The following is a 20,157-nucleotide window of genomic DNA, read 5'->3' on the forward strand; positions in this document are numbered from 1 at the left end:
TCACTTGCCCTTCTTCTTGACCTTGAATGATTCGGCGAGTTCCTGGTCGAGCTTGTCGAAGGTGTCGCCGATCGTGTTGATCATCTTCACGGCGCCCTGGGTGTGCTTGCCGAGCTGTTTGATGCCGTAGCCCCAGTCGTCGGCGAAGTCCTGCACGTCGTCGATGAGTTTGCTCTCGCCGACGGCCGAGGCATCGGTGCCGCGCAGGCTGCGGCGGGCGTCCTCCATGCGGTCGCTGATGGTGGAGAAGGTCTTCTTCAGGTGTTCGAAGACGGTGTCTTCGAGGCGCAGGTCGCTCATGTCGTCTTCCGGTCTTCGCTCTCCGGTCACGGGCCCGTCGTGTGCCGACGTCGCCCAGCTGGTGGGCAGGTCCTCAGCGGTTGACGGACTGGATCTCCTGGACGGTGACGGCCTGGTCGTTGCCGAACGTGCCGTCAGGGAGCCTCTTCGGGCCGGGGTTGCCCGTGCCCGTCCAGGTGATCTGCCAGGTCACCGTTGCCCGTAGCTTGTAGGTTCCGTTCCCGGAGGACCGCAGGTAGGTGACGCCGCAGGGCGGGGTCCGGTCGGCCTTGCCCTTCGCGTAGGGCTCTCCGACGGAGTCGTCGGCGTTGAGCGTGCATGCGCCCGAATCTGGGTGGGTCGTAGCGTCCGGAGTGCCGGGTTCGAGCCTGAGCGCGACTGGTTTCGCGGTGGTCGTGGCCTGGATGCGAATGCCGCCGACATCGAGGGCGGCGGTCACGGAGACCGGCCTGAACGTGGCTTTGTCGAGCCAGGCCCAGGTGGGCAGATTGACTTTGGTGGTGCCCTGCGGCGCCAGGCTCACCTCGGTGGCGGGGAGCTGGACGCGGTTGTAGGCGAGTTCGGCGAGGATCTGGGGGGTGATCGCGTTGTCCACGGGCGGCGTGTCGCCGTTCTCCACCCAGAAGGGCTGCTTGTTGCAGTCCTGGGCTGCCGGTTCCATCCACCGGTCCTCGTCGACGACGGCGACCCACCAGTTGCCCTCGTCCTGTATGTCGAGGTTGTAGTTCTTGTACGTGCCGTCCTTGTAGTCGTTGCGGAACATGCCGACGGACGCCTTGGCGTAGCTGTGCTGTCCCGGCGTATTGATCGTTTCCGTGTACATGTTCTCGACGTACTTCGAGAAGTCCGCGGCGCTTCTCGGCTCGTACCAGCATGCGGGTGGGCTCCAGTTCGTCACTGGCCGCACGTGCGCGTTGCTTCCGGTCCCGCGTACCGAACCGGAGTAGGTGACCCTGGAGGTCAGGCCTCCTCCGTCGGTGCCTCCGGACTGCTCAGTGTGCCCTTGTGTGCCGCTGCTCGGGGGCCAGTCCGCGAAGGCGGTTCCTGGTGCAGTGAGCATGAGGGACCCGGCGAGGAAACCCACCGTCGCGATCCTGCTGCATGAGATCACGGAGTGCATGACTTGTGGCCCCTCTGGGAAGTCAGCTTGGTTGCCTGCCAGACACCCTGTTTGTTCTTTTGCACCCTGGTCGAGTAGAGGACGTAGGACTGGTCGGTCACTGCGGTCTTGTGGACCTTCCCGGATTTCCGGTCCTTGGCATACGCCCTGCTCTGGTCCTCGCAGTAGACGACACCTGCTGAAGTGGAGTCGAAGACCTCGATCTTTGCGTCGTAGTAGCGATTTGTTCCGGTGATGGAGTAGCCGTCCTTGGCGATGGACTGAACCCAGTCCTTGGCGTCGGCCAGGGCGGTGCCGCTGTAGTAGAAGCCGAGCTCCGGCTGCTCCGCATTGCCCTGGGTGATGGCGTAGTTGGTGGCGTCGATCCGCTGTGCCACGTCGGCCAGGACCGCGTTCTCGGTTGCGTCGCCCGTCTTCCACCCCTCGAACGCGTCCTGCAGATCGTTCGGGAGTGTGATCTTGGGACGGCCGGCGGCGGCGTCCGCGCTCGGTGCTGCGGACGTCTTCGAACTGCCCGTGTCGGCCCCCGCGATCTTCCCCCCGCCCGTGCCTGAACCACCCCCACCACACCCCGTCAGCAACAGACTTGCGGTTGCGGTAACCGCGGCGGCAATTGGCGCAGAGCGGCGCATCACTGTGGGCTCCCCGTTGAGACATGAAGACTGTCAAGGGCACTGACGGTATCCCTGGGGTTGGAGGTTCCGCCAGGTTGGAGCGGCGTCGGGCGGTGGAGTGACGTGGGCCGGCGGAGGTTCTCCGTACGGATGGTGGGGTATCACCCGAACCTCGCGTGAGTGAAACGTGCAGGCATCGTGTCTTCCAGGTGAGCGCTTGTCCGGCGGTGGGATTGTCGGGTGTTCGCCCGTGCACAGGCAGTAGGCTCCGTAGCCCCTTGGTTCAACTGCTGTGCGTTCGACGGTCGTTGCGGAGCGCAACCGTGTTCCGGGCGGGTTCGCGCACGTGGCGAGTGCCTTGAGGGGCTTATGCACGGCTGATACGGTGCGTTCGCTTGACACTCACTCTGGTGCTGGGTAATTGCCCGGCTGGGGCGGTGCGTTCAGCACGTCTCGCGTTTTTCACGCGAGCGTCGGGGGTGAAGTGTCCGCGTTTGTTGGCAACTTGGCAGACATTTCTTGCACGTACGGGGAGCGGTTGCGTGAAGATCCAGGAGCGTACGGGGGCGGGCGCGGGTCGTGCCGCTGCTCCGGCTCAGCCGTCGGTCGGTGACCGGCTGCCCACTCCGCCTCGTGAGCGCAAACCGGCGTTGGCCGCGCTCGCCGTACTGCTGATCCTGCTGGGCGCGCTGGGTGCCACGACGCTCGTGCTGCGTGCCGGGGACCGGATCGAGGTCATCAAGGTGACCAAGGAGATCGCGGCCGGCGAGTCCGTCAAGGACGGCGGTGTGACCTCCGTGATGGTCGCCGCCGACGACGGCATCGACTACGTCCGCTGGGACCAGCTCGACACCCTCAAGACCCTCAAGGCCAAGTCCACCATCTACCAGGGGTCGGTCGTGGTGGGGCAGATGTTCGCCGCGGGTGACTCCCTCCCCAAGGGGAAGGCGTCCGTCGGCGTCTCCCTCAAGCAGGGCCAGTACCCGGCCGACATCAAGGCCGGTGACACCGTCGCCGTCTACAGTGTCCCCTCCGGCGGCTCGAACCCGGGCAACTCGGCCGACTCGGCCGGGAGTTCCTCCGACGGGCTCATCGTCGGCAACGCGCGGGTCAGTTCGAAGTCCGACGGCAGCGACGCCACCGTCAGCACCGGCAACCTCTCGCTGACCCTGCTCGTCGACGAGGCCGACGCCGCCGCCGTGGCACGTGCCGCGTCCGCCAACGCGGTGGCCGTCGTGCGAGTTCCCGGCACCGGCAACTAGAAGGCGGCACCCACCCCATGGCGCTCATCGCAATCGCCGCCGACAAGGGTTCCCCCGGCGTCACCACCGCCGCCGTCGCGCTCGCGGCCGTCTGGCCGAGGCGCGCGCTGCTCGCCGAGGCCGACCCGGCCGGCGGTGACCTGGTCTACCGCAGTGCCGCCGCGCACGGCGGGCCGCTCAACCCGAACACCGGCATGCTGTCCATAGCGGCCACGGCCCGGCGCGGGCTCGTACCCGACCAGCTCTGGGACCATGTGCAGCCGCTGAGCGGGGGGCTCGAAGTGCTGGTCGGGCTCGGTATCGCCGAGCAGGCCGCCGGGCTGGCCGGGCTGTGGCCCACCCTCGGGCACGCCTTCGCCTCCCTGGCCGACTCCCCGAACGCGCCCGCCGACGTCCTCGCCGACTGCGGACGCATCAGCGGCGACACCCCGGCCGTGGAACTGTTCCCGCACGCGGCGCTCGTCCTGCTCGTCGCGCGCACCGAGCCCGAGTCGCTGGCCCGGGTCCGGGACCGCGCCGCCGCACTCTCCGTCAAGCTGCACGGCGGTCCGCGCGGCGCCGCGACCCTCGCCACGCCGCTCATCGGCGTCGTCCTGATCGCCGACCCGAGCAGTTCCGCAAAGCTCGCCGGCCAGGTCAACGACATGCTGGTGCACGCCCAGACCGGCGCCCGGGTCGTCGGCACGCTCGCCGACGATCCGTCCGGCGCCGAGCAGTTGGCCGGCCGCAAGCGGGGGCGTCTGGACAAGTCGCTGCTGATCCGTTCGGCCCGCAAGGTCACCGCCGACCTGTACCAGCAGTACGGCGCCGCGTGGGCCGCCTCCGCCCAGGCCCAGCAGGCGCACCAGTCCCAGCAGCAGGCCCAGTATCAGGGCCGGCCGCCCCAGCACCAGGGTCAGCAACAGCAGCATCAGGCCCAGCACCAGCAGTATCAGGGTCAGCAGCAACCGCATCAGGGCCAGCAGGGTCAGCAGCAACCGCATCAGGGCCAGCAGGGTCAGCAGCAACCGCATCAGGGCCAGCAACAGGGTCAGCCGCCCCAGCAGGGTCACGCGGGGGCCGGCCGGTGACCGCTGTCGACCATCAGTTGGTCAAGCGGTTCCGGCAGGACGCCGGCGACCGCATCGCCGAGCAGCGCCGTCAGGACCAGGTGAACGGCGTATCGCCGATGTCCACGGAGGACGAGCGGCAGTACGCCCGCGCGGTCATAGCGCAGATCCTGGAGGAGTACGCCCGCACCGAGATCAACGCGGGCCGTACGCCGCTGGACGCCGAGACCGAGGAGCAGTACGCGGCCGCCGTGCACGCCGCTCTCTTCGGCGTGGGCCGGCTCCAGCCCCTGCTGGACGACCCCGATGTCGAGAACATCGACATCAACGGCTGCGACCAGGTCTTCGTCGGCTACTCGGACGGGCACGAGGTCAAGGGCGAGCCCGTCGCCGAGACCGACGAGGAACTGATCGAGCTGATCCAGGTGCTGGGCGCCTACTCCGGTCTGTCCTCCCGGCCCTTCGACTCCGCCAACCCGCAGCTCGACCTGCGACTGCCCGACGGCTCCCGGCTCTCGGCCGTCATGGACGTCGCCCGGCGGCCCGCGCTGTCCATCCGTCGGGCGCGCATGGGCAAGGTGTTCATCTCCGACCTCGTCGGCAACGGCACCCTGGGCCCGGAGCTGGGCCACTTCCTCGCCTGCGCCGTCCGCGCCCGCAAGAACATCATGATCGCGGGGGCCACCAACGCGGGCAAGACGACCCTGCTGCGCGCCCTCGCCAACGAGATCCCGCCGGGCGAGCGGCTCATCACCGTCGAACGCGCCCTGGAACTCGGGCTCGACACCTTCACCGACCTCCACCCCAACGTGGTGGCGTTCGAGGAACGACTGCCCAACTCCGAGGGCCAGGGCACCATCAGCATGGCCGAACTGGTCCGCCGCTCGCTGCGCATGAACCCGTCCCGGGTGATCGTCGGTGAGGTGCTGGGCGACGAGATCGTCACCATGCTCAACGCGATGTCGCAGGGCAACGACGGCTCGCTCTCCACGATCCACGCCAACAGCTCCAGCGAGGTCTTCAACCGTATTTCCACGTACGCGTTGCAGGCGTCCGAGCGGCTGCCCATCGAGGCCAGCCAGATGCTGATCGCGGGCGCCGTGAACTTCGTCGTCTTCGTCCAGCGGCGCAACAACTTCCACACCGGCGGCCGGCTCCAGCGCGTGGTCACCTCGGTCCGCGAGGTCAACGGCGTCGACGGCCGGGTGCTGTCCAGCGAGGTGTTCGCCGAGACGCCCGACGGCCGGGTCGTGCCGCACGCGCCCATAGCCTGCCTGGAGGACCTGATGGCCTACGGCTACCAGCCGCACGGGGCGTGGGGGTGACCATGACCTATTTCAGTGCCACTGCCACTGCCACCGCCGCGACTGCCGGCGACGCCGTCACCCGTACGGCCCTCGGTTCGCTCGGCTCCATGGGCGGCCTCTTCTCCACCACCGTCCTGTACTCGATCGGCAGCGGCGTCGCCGTCGGCGGTGGTCTCGCGCTGCTGATGCTCGCCGTACGCGGCCTGCCCGCCAAGCCGGCGCACGAGAAGCAGAAGGCCAACGAACGGGCCGCCGAACTGATCCGGTTCGCCGGGCAGCGCGGCTCGCTCGCCGCGATCATCGGGCTCGCCGTCCTGCTGCTGACCCGCTGGGCGGTGGCCGGTCTCGCGGCCGGCGTCCTCGTCTTCTTCTGGGACCGGCTGTTCGGCGGCGCCGGGGAGGAGCGGGCGGCCATGCGCCGGGTGGAGGCCCTGGCCTCCTGGACGGAGTCCCTGCGCGACACCATCGCCGGCGCGGTCGGCCTGGAGCAGGCCATCCCGGCGTCCGCACGGGCCGCGGCCCCCGTCCTGCGCCCCCACCTCGACGCCCTCGTCGACCGGCTGCGCTCCCGTACGCCGCTGCCGGAGGCGCTCCAGGTGCTCGCCGACGAGATCGACGACGCGTCCGCGGACATCATCGTGGCCGCACTGATCCTCAACGCCCGGCTGCGCGGCCCCGGCCTGCGCCAGGTCCTCGGTGCGCTCGCCAAGTCGGCGCGCGAGGAGGTCGACATGCGCCAGCGCGTGATGGCCCAGCGTGCCTCCACGCGCCGCTCGGTGCAGATCGTGGTCGCGGTGTCGATCGCGTTCGTCCTCGGACTGGCCATCTTCAACCGCGACTTCGTCTCGCCGTACGGCAGCCCGGTCGGCCAACTCGTCCTCGCCGTCGTCTGCGCCCTGTTCGCGCTCGGCTTCTGGTGGCTGCGCAAGCTGTCCACGATCGAGACGCCCGAACGCTTCCTGGTCCGCGACGAGTCGTCGGTGCAGTTCGTACGGCCCCGCGGCGCGGCCACGAGTACCCAGCAGCCCGGCCAGCAGGCCCCACTGCCGCACCAGTCCCACGCGTCGCAGCCGTTCCCGTCGGAAGAAGGTGTACGCCGGTGAACCTGACGATGCCGATCCTGATCGGCGTGGTCTTCGGACTGGGCGTCTACGCCCTCATCCGCGCCCTGATGCCGTCCAGGCGGAGCGCGGTCGCCCAGGTCGCGCGGATCGACGCGATGCGGGCACGGGGCGCGGCGTACGAGTCGGCGCGGCAGTCGAAGGACACGGGACGCTTCGGCGCGCTGCGCGCCGAGATCGGCGCCCGCGTCTCCGAGTTCTATCTGCACCAGGGCTGGGAACAGCGCTCGCTCCGTGCCGACCTCGCCGTCCTGGACCGCAGCTGGGAGAAGTTCCTGGCGACGAAGGTGCTGCTGGCCACGGCCGGGCTGTTCTTCGGGCCGTTCCTGTTCGCGGTGGTCTACACGCTGGGCTTCGGCCGCAGCCCGGTCATCCCGGTCTGGCTGGCCCTGATGTTCGCGGGACTCTTCTTCTTCCTGCCCGACCTCGAAGTACGGCGGGACGCGGCCGACAAGCGCCGGGACCTGCGACGGGTCATCGGGGCGTATCTGGACCTGGTGTCGATGAGCCTGGCCGGCGGCCGGGGTCTGCCCGAGGCGCTGATGGCGGCGGCCGAGGTCTCCGACGGCTGGGCCAACCAGCGCATCCGCAGCGCCCTGTCCGATGCCCGGATCACCGGCATCAGCCAGTGGCAGGCGCTCGGGCAACTCGGGGAGGAGCTGGGCGTGGAGGAACTCAAGGACCTCTCGGCCTCGCTGGCGCTGGTCGCGGACGACGGCGCGAAGGTGCGCGAGTCGCTCGCCTCCCGCGCCGAGACCATGCGGCACCGCGAACTCGCCGAGATCGAGGGCAGCGCGGGCGAGAAGTCCCAGTCGATGCTCGTGGCGCAGCTGCTGCTGTGCGCGGGGTTCCTGGTGTTCCTGATCTTCCCTGCGGCCGTGCGGGTGTTCCAGGTGTGAACTCTCCGACCGGCGACGACGAGTCCTACGACCCGAATCCAGCGCCTTCACCTGGCTACGCAACCACCTGCTTCTTCGCTGCTTCCGTTCCATTGTTTCCACTGCCCAGACCGTCAGCCGAGTCGAGCTGAGTCGAGAGGACGACCTCCATGACTGAACGCACCGTCCGCACCGGAATCCCGGCGGTGGACTTCCTGGTCACCTTCTTGCAGGGCCGGGTGCAGCGCGCCCGCTCCGGCGAACTGGACCGTGGCGCCTCCGCCGTCGAGTGGGTCATCATCTCCGCGGTGGTGGTGGCGATCGTCGGTGTGGTGGCCGCGATCATCAACACCGCGCTGAGCGACGGCGCTAACAAGGTCGGCGACTGCATCAGGGGCGCGGACGCGGGCAAGACCTGCTGACCGCGCGCACGGGGCGGGGCCACACCGCAGGACGTGACACGACGACACGGCGCGACGTGAAGGTCCGGTGCGACGTGGAGACACGGTGCGACAGGACGATACGGCGCGACGTGGAGACACGGCGCGACACGACGATACGGCGCGACACGACGGGGATGACGGGGTTGTTTGTGGGCGTGGGCAGATGGGCGCGTCGCCGTGCGCGGGCCGCGCGCGGCGAGACCGGTGACTCGGGCATGACCGCGATCGAGTTCGTGCTGCTCACCCCCGTCCTGTTCTTCATGATCTTCGCGACGGTGCAGTTCGCGCTGTACTTCTTCGCCGACCACGTGGCCCAGGCGGCGGCGCAGGCGGGCGCCCGCAAGGCCCGCGCCACCGCCGACGAACAGCCCGGCGCCTGGCGCGGCGAGGCCCGTGACGTCGTCGACTCCTACATCAGCCAGCTCGGCCCGCAGCTGGTGGTCGCGCCCGACGTGAAGCTGCTCCAGCCGGATGCGGGCACGGTGGGCGTGGAGATCTCGGCGCGGATCCCCACGGTCTTCCCGGGCCTCGACCTGACCGTGCACGCGCAGTCCTCCGGACCGGTGGAGCGGTTCGTGCCGGAAGGGGGCAACTGAATGCGCGGCCGTGACGCCGTGGGCGACGACCGGGGGCTGTCCACGGTGGAGGTCGTGATCCTCGCGCCGGTGATGATCCTGTTCATCCTCGTCCTGGTCGCCTTCGGCCAACTGGTCGACGGCCGGGGCGCGCTGGACGGCGCCGCGCGGGACGCGGCCCGCGCCGGTTCGATCCAGAAGGACCACGGCACCGCCATGGCCGAGGCCCGCAGGGCCGCCGAGGCGGACCTGGCCGATATCTGTTCCGGCCCGGTCGCCGTCGTCCAGACCAGCCAGGGCTTCGTGTCCGGCACCATCTTCACCGTCGAGGTGAGCTGCCAGGTACGGGGCCTGGCCATGCTGGGCCTGGACATCCCGACCCGGCTGGCGTCGAGCTTCAGCTCGCCGCTCGACCCGTTCCGGAGGTCGGCGTGAGCACAGCCGTACGTGCCTGGTGGTCCGCGCGCCGGACCGGGCTGGACGACCGGGGTTCCGGCGCCGGCGCGGTGATCATCTTCGCCCTCGTCTTCCTCTCCTTGTCCGCCTTCGTGATCGACGGCGGCATGTCCATCTCCAAGCGGGAACGCGCCGCCGACATCGCGGAACAGGCGGCCCGCTACGCGGCCCAGGACATAGACAAGGAGAACCTCTACGAGAACGCGGGCGGCGCGGCGCCGATCAACTACCAGAACTGCGACGCACGGGTGAAGACCTTCGCCCGCGAGATGAACATGACGGGCGCCGACACCGCCGCGACCCACTGCGTGCTGGCCGACGCCCAACAGGTCGAGGTCGAGGTGCAGTTGACCTACCAGCCGGTGTTCACCGGAATGTTCTACGGCGGGAACGTGGTCGTGCACGGCCGGGCGGCGGCGCGGAACGAGGTCGGCTGAGGCCGGGGTGCGTCATGACGTTCGTACGGGGAGAAGACGTGGCGCGGGAGACCGATGACGACCGCCGGGGGCGGCGCTCGGGGACCGGTGCTCCGGTGAACGGGACCGCCGGTGCGCCGGGTTCGGCCGCCGCGGACCTTCGCCGGTGTCGGTCCCAGTCAATAGGATCTCCCTAGGATCCACCCGCTCGACCCGCCCCGCCTCGTTCCTCCCAGCCACGACCACCCACGACCACCCACGACCACATACGACCACCCACGACCCAGGACACCCGCCATGGCGCGACGCAGCACATCAAGCTCGACGGGAAGCCCGACGGGCCCGAGGAATCGGACACCGCAGCCGGTACGCGTGCGGCGGCGTACGTTCGGGGACTTCGTCAAGGCGTTCTTCGCGTTCCTCGCCCTGCTCGTGCTCGTCGTCGGCGTGCCCGGCGCCCTCGCCGTCACGGTCGGGTGGCCGCTGCCGCACGGGGCGCCGAGTCTTCAGTGGCTGCAGCAGGAGATCACCGTCCAGACCTTCCTGCATGTGCTGACGGTGATCGTGTGGCTCGCCTGGGCCCAGTTCACCGCCTGCGTGCTCGTGGAGGCCAAGGCCGCGCTGTCCGGCGTGGGACTGGCCGGACGGGTGCCCGGCGCCGGGCCCAGCCAGCTGCTGGCCAGGCAACTCGTCGCCGCGCTGCTGCTGATCGGCGCCACCGCGGCCAGCCTCACCCCTGGCCTGTCGCAGCTCGGGCACAGCATGGAGGGCAACCAGAAGGGCACGGTGGCCGCCGCCCAGCAGACCCCCGGACTCTTCGCCCAGCAGCAGGAGCAGGCCTCCGGCACGGCCGCCGCCCTCGCCGAACAGGCCGCGCAGGCGGCACAGACCGGCGTCCATGCGGACGGCGGCGGCGCGGTCGCCAAGGACGCCGGGACGAAGTACTACCGGATCCAGCCGCCCGAGGGCCGCCACCACGACTCCCTCTGGGAGATAGCGCAGCGGCACCTCGGCGACGGCCGCCGGTACAAGGAGATCTACGAACTCAACAAGGACCGGGCCCAGCCCGACGGTTCGCGGCTGTCCGAGGCCAGCCTCATCCGGCCCGGCTGGATCATGGAGATGCCGGCCGACGCGCGCGGCGGCGAACTGGTCGAGATGCCCACCGCCCAGGCCGCCCCGGACGTCCAGCAGCAGATCCAGGACTATGCGCGCAGCGGAGGACCGGACGCGGGAGCGCACCAGCACGCCCAGGGGCCTGCCCAGCAGGGCGGCGGCTCGGGTGTCACCCAGGTCGCGCTGCCCGCGCAGCAGACCGGCGCGCACGGCGGCGGGGCCGAGCAGGGGCAGCAGCACGCGATGCCCGCCGCGTCCGGCAGCCAGTCCGCCGGCCACGCCTTCGGCCTCCCGGAAGCCCTCATCGGAGCGCCGCTGCTGGCCGCCGGCCTGCTCGGCGCGCTCGGCCGGCGGCGCCGGCAGGCGCTGTGGCAGTCGGCCCTCGGAGCCGTCGGCGGCCGGCGCGGCATGGAGCCGCCCACGCCGACCGGCGACGCCCAGGACGTGCAGGACGCGCTGCTGGTCGGCGCCGACCCCGAGGGCGTACGGCTGCTCGACCGCTCACTGCGCGGCCTGGCCGCCTCGCTCACCGCCGAGTCCCGCCCGCTGCCCGTCGTCTACGCCGCCTGGCTGACCAGCGGCGACCTGCACCTCCAACTCGCCCAGCCCGCCGGGAAACCGCCCGCGCCCTGGCAACTCGGGCAGGACCAGACGTTCTGGCTGCTCGCCCGCGCCGACGCCGAACGGTACGAGGACGTGGACACCGCCGCCCCCTACCCCGGCCTCGTCAGCCTGGGCACCATGGACGACTCCCGGCTGCTGCTCAACCTGGAAGCGGTGCCCGGCATCGTCTCGCTCGGCGGACGCGAGGCCGACCGGGCCGCCGTGTTCGCGTCGGTCGCCGCCGAACTCGCCACCAACGGCTGGTCGGACCGCATGACCATCACCCTCGTCGGCTTCGGCGAGGACCTGACCGCGCTCGCCCCCAACCGGCTGCGCCACCTCGACGGCATCGAAGCGCTGATCGAGACCATGGCGGCCGAGACCCGGCAGCGGCGCGGCGCCCTCGGCGCCGCCGGGCACGACTCCGTCCTCACCGGCCGGACCGGGCCCGCCCAGCACACCCGTTGGGCGCCGCACCTGGTGCTGCTGGCCACCCAGCCCTCGGCCGAGGACGCCCTGCGGCTCGCCGAACTCGCCGCCGACGCCGGCCGCCTCGGCCTCGGCTACCTGGTCGGCACCGAGACCGGCGACCTGCCCGGCGCGGCCTGGGAGATGGAGATCACCGCCGAGGGCAGGCTGCTCGCCCCGCTGCTCGGCCTGGAGCTGGACGCCCAGGTGCTGCCGGTGGCCCAGCAGCGCGCCGTCGTCGAACTGTTCGTCGACGCCGACCCGGAGCACGATCCGGACGGTCCGGTCAACGTCCCGCCGTTCCTGGTGGACATCAGCGAGCAGGGCCGGCCCGCGGTCTACGCCCGGCTCGTCGGACCGTACGAGATCATCGGCCTGGACACCCCGGACGGCGAGCGCAGCGCACTGCTCCACGAGGCGCTGGCCCTGCTGCTCCTGCACCGGGAGGGCGTGCATCCCCGGGTGCTGGCCTCCGCACTGTGGCCGCGCGGCGTCACCGAGGACGTACGGGACGCGCTGGTCGAGCGGCTGCGCGGCTGGCTCGGCAGCGACCCGGACGGCACCGGCCGCCTCGCCGCCGACGCGACCGGCCGGCTCACCCTCGCCAAGTCCGTCGTCTCCGACCTGGACGTGCTGCGCTCCCTCTACCACGAGGCCACGCAGGGCAAGGGCGTGGACAGCCGGGCCGTCCGCGGGCGGCTGCTCACCGACGCGCTGGTCCTGGTCCGCGGGCCGCTGCTCGCAGACCGTCCCGAGGGCCGTTACCGCTGGCTCACCCACGAGATCATCGACGCCCAGCTGCCGCTGCTGGTCGCCGACATCGGGCTCGCGCTGTCCGCGTTCCACCTGGAGAAGGACCGCGCGGAGAAGGCGATCGAGGCGCTGGACGCGGCGCTGCGCACCGCGCCGTCCGACGAACGGCTGTGGAACGAGTCGCTGCGCGCCGCCCACGCCACCGGCGCATCGGACCGGCTCCGGGCCCGCGCCGCCGACCTGCTCACCCGCAGCGGCGCCCGCGGACTGCCGCCGCGCACGGAAGCGCTCCTCGACGAGCTGCTGCCGACGTGGCGCGACGGCGTCGCGGCGGCGGGATGAGCGACCTCGCGCTGATCGTCGTCGCCGCGCTGTGGGGAGCGGCGGCGGGTGCGCTGCTGCCCCGGGCCGCCTACCGTTTCGCCGCCCCGGCGGGTGAGCCGTGGCGCGAGTCCTGCCCGGCCGGGCACCCGGTACGGGGCTGGCTCGGACCGGGCCGCTGCGGGCAGTGCGCCGGGCGCCCGGCAGGGCCGGAGCCCCGGCTCCCCGATGGGCCGCCCTCTGACGGCTCGTCCCCCGAGGGCCCGCTCCCTGACTCCCCGCCCGCCGACGTCCCGCCCCGGGACGACCGGGGCGTGCGGAGCGCCGGGGGGCGGGGAGTCCGGTACGGCCCGCGGGTCCTGACCCTCGCGGCCGTCACCGCGCTGGTCTGCGCCGCTCTCGCCGCCACCACCGGGACCCGGCCCGAACTCGGCGTCTGGCTGCTGCTCGCCCCGCCGGGGGTGCTGCTCGCGGTCGTGGACTTCCGGGTGCAGCGGCTGCCGGACCCGCTGACCCTGCCGCTGGCCGCCGCCGCGCTCGGCCTGCTCGCCCTGGCCGCCGCCGTGCCCGAACACGCCGGTGACTGGCTCACGGCGCTGTACGGCGCCCTCGCGCTCGGCGGCGGCTACTTCGTCCTGTTCCTCGTCAACCCCGGCGGCATGGGCTTCGGCGACGTGAAGCTGGCCCTCGGCGCGGGCGCCGCACTGGGCTGGTACGGCTGGCCGACCCTGCTGCTCGGCACCTTCGCCGGATTCCTGTCCGGGGCGCTGTACGCCGGCGGCCTCGTGGTGGCCCGCCGGGCCGGCCGGAAATCGGCCATCGCCTTCGGGCCGTTCCTGATCGCGGGTGCGTACGTGGGGCTGCTGATCGGCGGGTACGCGGCCTGAGACCGGCGCGCTCGTGGCCTGCGACGGGGCTGGTCGTACGTACGCCGCGTCCGGGCTCGTACGGAGGCTGCGTCCGGGGGCGCATGGAGGCTGTGTCCGGGCTCGTACGGAGGCTGCTTCCTGGTCCGTATGGAGGCTGCGTCCGGGGCCGTACGCGGTCGGTGGCCGGGTGGGTGTGGGGGGTTGGACTACGGGCCTGCGGCCGGTGGCCGGGCGGGAGTGGAGCCTGCACTACCGGGTCACGGCCGGTGGCCGGGCGGGGTGCGCGCCCTGTGTTCCGGGCTCGCGGCCGTCGGCCGGGCAGGTACGCGGCTCGGGATCCGGCCGTGCGGAGCCTGCGGCCGGGGAGGCGAACGGGCTGGCGTACGCTGGTCCGGTCTGTCCGCCCGCCGCCCACCACCACCGTTCACAGCGCGCTTCGCGCGCACCTTTTGATTTCGTCGACGAAAGGGACGCCCCGGTGACCGAGAAGGCCGACCTCCAGTCCGTCCTCGACCGTGCGGCCGCCGGAGGGCGGGTCACCCCCGAGGAGGCGCTCGACCTCTACCGCGACGCCCCGCTGCACGCGCTGGGCGCCGCAGCCGACGCGGTACGCCGGCGCCAGTACGCGGGCATCGAGCACATCGCGACGTACATCATCGAGCGCAACATCAACTACACGAACGTGTGCGTGACCGCGTGCAAGTTCTGCGCCTTCTACGCCGCGCCCAAGGACACCGCCAAGGGCTGGACCCGCGACCTCGACGACATCCTGCGGCGCTGCGCCGAGACCGTCGAGCTGGGCGGCACCCAGATCATGTTCCAGGGCGGGCACCACCCGGACTACGGCGTCGAGTACTACGAGAAGCACTTCCGGGCCATCAAGGAGGCGTTCCCCCAGCTGGTGATCCACTCGCTGGGCGCGTCCGAGGTCGAGCACATGGCCCGGATCTCCGGCGTGCCGGTCGAGGAGGCCATCACCCGGATCCACGAGGCCGGCCTCGACTCCTTCGCGGGCGCGGGCGCCGAACTGCTGCCCGAGCGGCCGCGCAAGGCCATCGCCCCGCTCAAGGAGAGCGGCGAGCGCTGGCTGGAGATCATGGAGACCGCGCACCGGCTGGGCGTCGAGTCCACGTCGACGATGCTCATGGGCACCGGCGAGACCAACGCCGAGCGGATCGAGCACCTGCGGATGATCCGCGACGTACAGGACCGCACGGGCGGCTTCCGGGCCTTCATCCCGTACACCTACCAGCCCGAGAACAACCACCTGAAGGGCCGCACCCAGGCCACGCTGTTCGAGTACCTGCGGATGATCGCCGTCGCCCGCGTCTTCCTCGACAACGTCCGGCACATCCAGGGCTCCTGGCTGACCACGGGCAAGGAGGCCGGCCAGCTGTCCCTGCACTACGGCGCCGACGACCTCGGCTCGATCATGCTGGAGGAGAACGTGGTCTCCTCGGCCGGCGCCAAGCACCGCTCCAACCGGATGGAGATCATCGACCTGATCCGCAAGGCGGGCCGGGTCCCGGCGCAGCGCGCGACGACGTACGAGCACCTGGTCGTCCACGACGACCCGGCGAACGATCCCGTCGACGAGCGGGTGATGTCGCACATCTCCTCCACGGCCATCGAGGGCGGCACGGCCCACCCCGAGCTGAAGCTGCTCGCGTCGAACTGAGCGGTCAGCCGAACCGAGCGGTCGAGGGGGCGAGTTGGAGACCATGCACGCGGCCGACCAGGTCTATGTCACCTGGGAGTCCGCGCCGGTCGCGGACGGCGCCGTCGTGGTGGGGCGCGACGGGATCGGTGCCGTGGGGACGTTCGCGGAACTGCGTGAGCGGTTCCCCGGCGCGCGGGTGCGTCGCTGGCCCGGCCGGCTGGGACCCGCCCGCGTCCACGAAGGGCCGCTCCCGGCCGCCCCGAGCCCCCGCGAACGGATCCACGCCGTGCTCAAGCTCGGCGCGGCGGCGGTCCTGGCGGAACACGTCGACTCACCCGGACTCCGCGCGGCCGCCGAACGCAACGACGTGGCGGTGCTGCCGGGCCCCGGGCCGACCGCGCTGCGTCCGGGCGGCCGCGCCGACCTGGCCGTCCTGGACGACACCGGCGCCTGCATCGCCACGGTGTGCGCGGGCCGCCTCGTGCACCGCAGACGGTGAGGTCCAGACGCGGCGTGGCCCGGGAAGACCGAGGCTGCTGCCGGGGCGGTCCGACCCCTCCTGCCACAATGGGTTCGTGACCCGCGCATCCCTGGACAAGCAGCCGCACGAAGTCGCCTCGATGTTCGACGACGTGGCGGAACGGTACGACCTCACCAACGACCTGCTGTCGCTCGGCCAGGACCGGGTGTGGCGCAAGGCCGTCGCCCAGGCGGTCGACGCCCGGCCCGCCCAGAAGGTCCTCGACCTCGCCGCGGGTACGGCGACCTCGTCGCTGCCGTTCACCCGTACCGGCGCCTACGTCGTCCCGTGCGACTTCTCCCTCGGCATGCTCCGGGTCGGCAAGCAGCGGCACACCTGGCTGCCGTTCACCGCGGGGGACGCGACGAAGCTGCCGTTCAAGGACGACACCTTCGACGCCGTGACGATCTCCTTCGGGCTGCGCAACGTACAGGACACGGACGCCGCGCTGCGTGAGATGTACCGGGTGACCCGGCCCGGCGGGCGGGTGGTGATCTGCGAGTTCTCGCATCCCACCTGGACGCCGTTCAGGACCGTCTACACCGAGTACCTGATGCGCGCGCTGCCGCCGGTGGCGCGGGCGGTCTCCTCCAGTCCCGACGCGTACGTCTACCTCGCCGAGTCCATCCGTGCCTGGCCCGACCAGCCCGGCCTGGCCGGGCGGCTGCGCGCGGCGGGCTGGTCGAAGGTGGCATGGCGCAACCTCACCGGCGGCGTGGTGGCCCTGCACCGGGGCTTCAAGGAGAGCTGAGCGCCGACGCCGGACGTGGGGGCGGCCCGTCCACGCGGTTCCGGCACCGGCTCCGCCGGCCTGTCGGCGTGGTGTCCGCGCGGGTCCCGCCGGCCGGTCGGTGTGGTTCCCGCACCGGTCCCGGCAGGTCGGCCGTGGCTCACCCAGCCGTGGATCACTGAGGCGTGGCTCACTGGTTGGTCATCTCGAAGGTGCCGCCCGGTTCGTCCAGTTCGCGTTGCAGTCCGCCCGAGGGCGGTCTCGGGATACGCGGCTCGCGAACGCCTCCTCCTCCGCCGTCGCCCTCGCCGAAGTCGAACCACACGTACACCATGGACTCCCGCGGCACTTCGGCACCGGGCTGCGGGTACTGGCGCACGACGTAGTCGACGACGGCGAGATGGAAGTCCGGCCGGTCGGGCGCGTTGAGAAACAGGCCCTGTGCCCGGGCCCTCTCACGTGCGTCCACGGCCATCAGACCGATCAGGCGCGGGACACGCACTTCGGGTGTTTTGGGTGTTATGCGCACAGATGTCACCCCCAGCGGTACTGGAAGGGTAACCCGGGCATGCGCCCCCCGGAAGCGACAGATGTCTTTCTGTGACAGATGACTACCGTCCGTCACAAGTCAAGGCGGTAGCAGTGCCCCTGCCGCGTCCCGGCCCCCGTCGCCCCCGCCGCCGTCAGCGCCCCCGCCGGTCCCACTGCCCCCGTTGCCCTCGTCGGTCCCGCTGTCCCCGTCGGCTTCGCCGGCGCCGCCTGCCCCGGCCGCACTCCGGCCTCCTGCACCGCGGGCGGCACCATGAACCTCTCCGCGAGCCGCATCCCCAGCCGCCGGGTGACCGCGATGGAGCGCTCATTGCGGGCGTCCACCATCGCCACCACGCTCGGCACTCCCGCCACCCGCAGCCGCTCCAGGGTCTCCAGCGCCGCCGCCGTGGCATAGCCCCTGCCCCAGTGCGCCCGCCCGAGCCGCCAGCCGATCTCCAGCTCGCCCGTCGGACCCCAGCTCCGTTCCCAGGGCTGGGCGCCGGTGAAGCCGATCACCTCGCCCGACGCGTCCAGCATCGTCCACAGGCAGAAGCCCAGTTCCGCGTCGTGCCGCCGCTGGCGCGCGGTGAGTTCCTGATAGACGGACAACTCCGCGGTCCGGCCGCCGTGGAACTCCATGACCTCGGGATCGTCGAACACCCGATGCCAGGCGAACGCGTCCTCGTGGGTGGGCACACGCAGTCGTACCGTGGGGAGGGTTCGGTTCACGGGGCAGCCCTTCAGCCGGGTGATCAGTACCGCTGAATAGACTGCCCATGTCCAGTGCCCTTCGGCACCTGCCATTCGAACCTGGGGGAGATCCCGCCGTGACCGAGCCCCTCTCCGACAACACCGCCGATGTGATCGTCGTCGGCGCGGGGCCAGCCGGCTCCACGACCGCGTACCACCTCGCCCGGGCCGGACTCGACGTACTCCTGTTGGAGAAGACCGAGTTCCCGCGGGAGAAGGTCTGCGGTGACGGCCTCACCCCGCGCGCCGTCAAGCAGCTCGTGTCGATGGGCATCGACATCTCCGAGGAGGCCGGCTGGCTGCGCAACAAGGGCCTCCGGATCATCGGCGGCGGCGCCCGCCTCCAGATGGACTGGCCCGACCTGGCCTCCTTCCCCGACTACGGACTCGTCCGCAAGCGCGACGACTTCGACGAGCAACTGGCCCGCCAGGCGCAGAAGGCGGGGGCCCGGCTGTACGAGCGCTGCAACGTCTCCGGGCCGATCGTCGACGACCGCACCGGCCGCATCACCGGGGTGACGGCCAAGCTCGGCGAGGAGAAGCGGGAAGTCACCTTCCGCGCGCCCCTGGTGGTGGCCGCCGACGGCAACTCCACCCGGCTGTCCCTGGCGATGGGCCTGCACCGGCGCGAGGACCGCCCGATGGGCGTCGCGGTCCGCACGTACTTCACCTCCCCGCGCCACGACGACGACTACCTGGAGTCCTGGCTGGAGCTGTGGGACCGGCGCGGTTCGCAGGACCGGCTGCTGCCCGGCTACGGCTGGGTCTTCGGCATGGGCGACGGCACGTCGAACGTCGGCCTGGGCGTGCTCAACACCTCCGCCTCCTTCAAGGACCTGGACTGGCGCGAGATCCTCAAGGCGTGGTGCGCGTCCATGCCGGAGGACTGGGGCTTCACCCCCGAGAACATGACCGGCCCGATCCGCGGCGCCGCGCTCCCCATGGCCTTCAACCGCCAGCCGCACTACACCAAGGGCCTGCTGCTCGTCGGCGACGCCGGCGGCCTGGTGAACCCCTTCAACGGCGAGGGCATCGCGTACGCCATGGAGTCCGGCCAGATCGCCGCCGACGTCATCGTCCAGGCGCACGCGCGGGCGACCCCGGGCGGGCGCGAACTCGTCCTCCAGCGGTACCCGCGGGTCCTCAAGGACACCTACGGCGGCTACTACACGCTGGGCCGCGCCTTCGTGAAGCTCATCGGCAACCCGAAGGTCATGCAGATCGCCACCCAGCGGGGCCTGTCCCACCCGGTCCTGATGAAATTCGCCCTGAAGCTCCTCGCCAACCTCACCGACCCGACGGGCGGCGACGCGATGGACCGGATCATCAACGGCCTGACCAAGGTGGCCCCCAGGGCCTGATCCGGCCCGAGCGGAATCCGCCCCGGATCCGCCCCGGATCGGCCTCGGATTCCGACCCGGAATCAGAACGTCGCGGCGACGGCGGCACCGGGGCGTCGCGATCTGCTCCGGCATCCGTCCTGGACGGGCGCCCCGCAAGGGCGCCCGTCCAGGGGACCGCGGACCCCGGACGGGCGCCGGCGGCCAGTGACCGGCCACCGGCCGCCCGCCGCTCCGCCCGCTGCCCGGCGTCCGCTCCCTCCGCCTAACTCGTCATGGCCGCCGTCCGGGCGGCCCGGCGGGCGAACACCTCCTCCCGGTGGTCCGCCACCTGCCGCAGCGCCTCCCTGCGCTCCCGCTTGGACAGGCGGTCCAAGTAGAGGTGTCCGTTCACGTGGTCGGTCTCGTGCGCGAGGCAGCGTGCGAAGTACCCGGTTCCCTCGACGACGAGCGGAGTGCCGTCCCGGTCCAGCCCGCGCACCACGGCCCGGTCCGGGCGCGGCACCTCCACCACGGCACCCGGTACGGACAGGCAGCCCTCGCCCTCGTCGAGCAGACGCCGGCCGACCGGGTCGAGCTGGTCCAGCACGGGGTTGACGATGTGCCCGACATGTCGGACACCTTCGTCGTCGGGGCAGTCGTAGACGAACAGCCGGAGGCCGACGTCGACTTGGTTCGCCGCGAGACCGGCCCCCTCGGCGATGTACATCGTCAGGAACATGTCGTCGATGAGCGCGGCGAGGTCGGGCCCGAACTCGGTGACGTCCCGGCACGGCTTGTGCAGGACCTCCTCACCGGCTTCGGTGATCCGCCGTACCGAGCCGCGCCCGGCCTCGGGAGCGAACCGCGGATAGGAGTCGACGGGCCTGCCCTGGACGAAAACGCTCGGCATCCGATGTCTCCCTGTGGTTGTGAGAATGCTGTGGGTGACGGGACTTATGGGTTCCCGGTTGTG

At 71.4% G+C, this 20,157-nt stretch carries 19 protein-coding genes and 2 pseudogenes; 15 read left to right on the plus strand and 6 right to left on the minus strand.

Features of this window, described 5'->3' with window-relative positions:
* From ACFYPJ_RS07280 to ACFYPJ_RS07290, 3 genes are all read right to left on the minus strand, one after another.
* Positions 1–300, minus strand: coding sequence for a hypothetical protein (locus ACFYPJ_RS07280; protein ID WP_389011875.1), 300 nt, complete (start codon positions 298–300; stop codon positions 1–3).
* Between the two features lie 73 nt (positions 301–373).
* The gene (locus ACFYPJ_RS07285) at positions 374–1,198 is read right to left on the minus strand and encodes a hypothetical protein (protein WP_389011877.1); all 825 of its coding nucleotides are present in this window, start codon (positions 1,196–1,198) and stop codon (positions 374–376) included.
* A gap of 209 nt (positions 1,199–1,407) precedes the next feature.
* Entirely contained in the window at positions 1,408–2,001 is a 594-nt protein-coding gene (locus tag ACFYPJ_RS07290) for a hypothetical protein (protein ID WP_389011880.1), read from the minus strand.
* 575 nt (positions 2,002–2,576) lie between these two features.
* Between ACFYPJ_RS07290 and ACFYPJ_RS07295 the strand changes: the two genes are divergently transcribed.
* The 14 genes and pseudogenes from ACFYPJ_RS07295 (at position 2,577) to ACFYPJ_RS07360 (ending at position 16,602) form a co-directional block, all read left to right on the plus strand.
* Positions 2,577–3,296 (plus strand): hypothetical protein, encoded by a 720-nt coding sequence (locus ACFYPJ_RS07295; RefSeq protein ID WP_389011883.1) that lies wholly within the window; start codon positions 2,577–2,579, stop codon positions 3,294–3,296.
* Positions 3,297–3,313: 17 nt separating this feature from the next.
* Positions 3,314–4,192: pseudogene (locus ACFYPJ_RS07300) on the plus strand (hypothetical protein); the annotation flags it as partial.
* 170 nt (positions 4,193–4,362) lie between these two features.
* Positions 4,363–5,670 (plus strand): CpaF family protein, encoded by a 1,308-nt coding sequence (locus tag ACFYPJ_RS07305; RefSeq protein WP_389011886.1) that lies wholly within the window; start codon positions 4,363–4,365, stop codon positions 5,668–5,670.
* An 89-nt stretch (positions 5,671–5,759) separates the two neighbouring features.
* Positions 5,760–6,755 (plus strand): type II secretion system F family protein, encoded by a 996-nt coding sequence (locus tag ACFYPJ_RS07310; RefSeq protein WP_389012934.1) that lies wholly within the window; start codon positions 5,760–5,762, stop codon positions 6,753–6,755.
* On the plus strand, positions 6,752–7,672 hold the full coding sequence (locus ACFYPJ_RS07315) for a type II secretion system F family protein (protein ID WP_389011889.1): 921 nt from the start codon (positions 6,752–6,754) through the stop codon (positions 7,670–7,672). The genes ACFYPJ_RS07310 and ACFYPJ_RS07315 overlap by 4 nt, the downstream gene beginning before the upstream one ends.
* Positions 7,673–7,821: 149 nt before the next feature.
* Positions 7,822–8,073, plus strand: a complete 252-nt coding sequence (locus tag ACFYPJ_RS07320) for a hypothetical protein (RefSeq protein ID WP_389011892.1) — start codon at positions 7,822–7,824, stop codon at positions 8,071–8,073.
* 155 nt (positions 8,074–8,228) lie between these two features.
* Complete coding sequence (locus ACFYPJ_RS07325; RefSeq protein ID WP_389011895.1) at positions 8,229–8,690, plus strand: TadE family protein; 462 nt, start codon at positions 8,229–8,231, stop codon at positions 8,688–8,690.
* On the plus strand, positions 8,691–9,104 hold the full coding sequence (locus ACFYPJ_RS07330) for a TadE/TadG family type IV pilus assembly protein (RefSeq protein ID WP_389011898.1): 414 nt from the start codon (positions 8,691–8,693) through the stop codon (positions 9,102–9,104). It abuts the gene before it with no gap.
* The gene (locus ACFYPJ_RS07335) at positions 9,101–9,562 is read left to right on the plus strand and encodes a TadE/TadG family type IV pilus assembly protein (RefSeq protein ID WP_389011901.1); all 462 of its coding nucleotides are present in this window, start codon (positions 9,101–9,103) and stop codon (positions 9,560–9,562) included. The genes ACFYPJ_RS07330 and ACFYPJ_RS07335 overlap by 4 nt, the downstream gene beginning before the upstream one ends.
* Positions 9,563–9,838: 276 nt before the next feature.
* A complete protein-coding gene (locus tag ACFYPJ_RS07340; RefSeq protein ID WP_389011903.1) occupies positions 9,839–12,823 on the plus strand; it encodes a BTAD domain-containing putative transcriptional regulator in 2,985 nt (994 codons plus the stop codon).
* Positions 12,820–13,689: a prepilin peptidase gene (locus tag ACFYPJ_RS07345; protein ID WP_389012937.1), complete on the plus strand. Its 870-nt coding sequence runs from the start codon at positions 12,820–12,822 to the stop codon at positions 13,687–13,689. Before ACFYPJ_RS07340 ends, ACFYPJ_RS07345 begins: the two co-directional genes overlap by 4 nt.
* 460 nt (positions 13,690–14,149) lie before the next feature.
* Positions 14,150–15,349 (plus strand): cyclic dehypoxanthinyl futalosine synthase, encoded by a 1,200-nt coding sequence (gene mqnC, locus ACFYPJ_RS07350; protein WP_389011906.1) that lies wholly within the window; start codon positions 14,150–14,152, stop codon positions 15,347–15,349.
* A gap of 34 nt (positions 15,350–15,383) precedes the next feature.
* Complete coding sequence (locus ACFYPJ_RS07355; protein ID WP_389011909.1) at positions 15,384–15,830, plus strand: hypothetical protein; 447 nt, start codon at positions 15,384–15,386, stop codon at positions 15,828–15,830.
* 76 nt (positions 15,831–15,906) lie between these two features.
* Positions 15,907–16,602, plus strand: a complete 696-nt coding sequence (locus ACFYPJ_RS07360; protein WP_389011912.1) for a demethylmenaquinone methyltransferase — start codon at positions 15,907–15,909, stop codon at positions 16,600–16,602.
* A 169-nt stretch (positions 16,603–16,771) separates the two neighbouring features.
* On the opposite strand, the gene ACFYPJ_RS07365 is transcribed toward ACFYPJ_RS07360, so the two are convergent.
* Both ACFYPJ_RS07365 and ACFYPJ_RS07370 read right to left on the minus strand, forming a co-directional pair.
* Entirely contained in the window at positions 16,772–17,083 is a 312-nt protein-coding gene (locus tag ACFYPJ_RS07365) for a PASTA domain-containing protein (RefSeq protein WP_389011915.1), read from the minus strand.
* Between the two features lie 278 nt (positions 17,084–17,361).
* Positions 17,362–17,841 (minus strand): annotated as a pseudogene (locus ACFYPJ_RS07370) (GNAT family N-acetyltransferase); the annotation flags it as partial.
* A 47-nt stretch (positions 17,842–17,888) separates the two neighbouring features.
* Here ACFYPJ_RS07370 and ACFYPJ_RS07375 point away from each other — a divergent pair.
* Positions 17,889–19,223 carry a geranylgeranyl reductase family protein gene (locus tag ACFYPJ_RS07375; RefSeq protein ID WP_389011918.1) on the plus strand — a complete coding sequence of 445 codons (1,335 nt, stop codon included), beginning with the start codon at positions 17,889–17,891 and terminating at the stop codon, positions 19,221–19,223.
* A 244-nt stretch (positions 19,224–19,467) separates the two neighbouring features.
* On the opposite strand, the gene def is transcribed toward ACFYPJ_RS07375, so the two are convergent.
* Positions 19,468–20,094: a peptide deformylase gene (def, locus tag ACFYPJ_RS07380; RefSeq protein WP_389011921.1), complete on the minus strand. Its 627-nt coding sequence runs from the start codon at positions 20,092–20,094 to the stop codon at positions 19,468–19,470.
* Positions 20,095–20,157: the final 63 nt, after the last annotated feature.

The organism is Streptomyces sp. NPDC006012 (genome assembly GCF_042871185.1).
In the GTDB taxonomy this organism is placed as follows: domain Bacteria; phylum Actinomycetota; class Actinomycetes; order Streptomycetales; family Streptomycetaceae; genus Streptomyces.

What these genes read in the sequence shown, in the direction of transcription:
- ACFYPJ_RS07280 (WP_389011875.1), bottom strand. Translation starts at nt 300, where the DNA reads ATGAGCGACCTGCGCCTCGAAGACACCGTCTTCGAACACCTGAAGAAG.
- ACFYPJ_RS07310 (WP_389012934.1), top strand. Translation starts at nt 5,760, where the DNA reads ATGGGCGGCCTCTTCTCCACCACCGTCCTGTACTCGATCGGCAGCGGC.
- ACFYPJ_RS07320 (WP_389011892.1), top strand. Translation starts at nt 7,822, where the DNA reads ATGACTGAACGCACCGTCCGCACCGGAATCCCGGCGGTGGACTTCCTG.
- ACFYPJ_RS07325 (WP_389011895.1), top strand. Translation starts at nt 8,229, where the DNA reads ATGACGGGGTTGTTTGTGGGCGTGGGCAGATGGGCGCGTCGCCGTGCG.
- ACFYPJ_RS07330 (WP_389011898.1), top strand. Translation starts at nt 8,691, where the DNA reads ATGCGCGGCCGTGACGCCGTGGGCGACGACCGGGGGCTGTCCACGGTG.
- ACFYPJ_RS07340 (WP_389011903.1), top strand. Translation starts at nt 9,839, where the DNA reads ATGGCGCGACGCAGCACATCAAGCTCGACGGGAAGCCCGACGGGCCCG.
- ACFYPJ_RS07345 (WP_389012937.1), top strand. Translation starts at nt 12,820, where the DNA reads ATGAGCGACCTCGCGCTGATCGTCGTCGCCGCGCTGTGGGGAGCGGCG.
- ACFYPJ_RS07375 (WP_389011918.1), top strand. Translation starts at nt 17,889, where the DNA reads ATGTCCAGTGCCCTTCGGCACCTGCCATTCGAACCTGGGGGAGATCCC.
- def (WP_389011921.1), bottom strand. Translation starts at nt 20,094, where the DNA reads ATGCCGAGCGTTTTCGTCCAGGGCAGGCCCGTCGACTCCTATCCGCGG.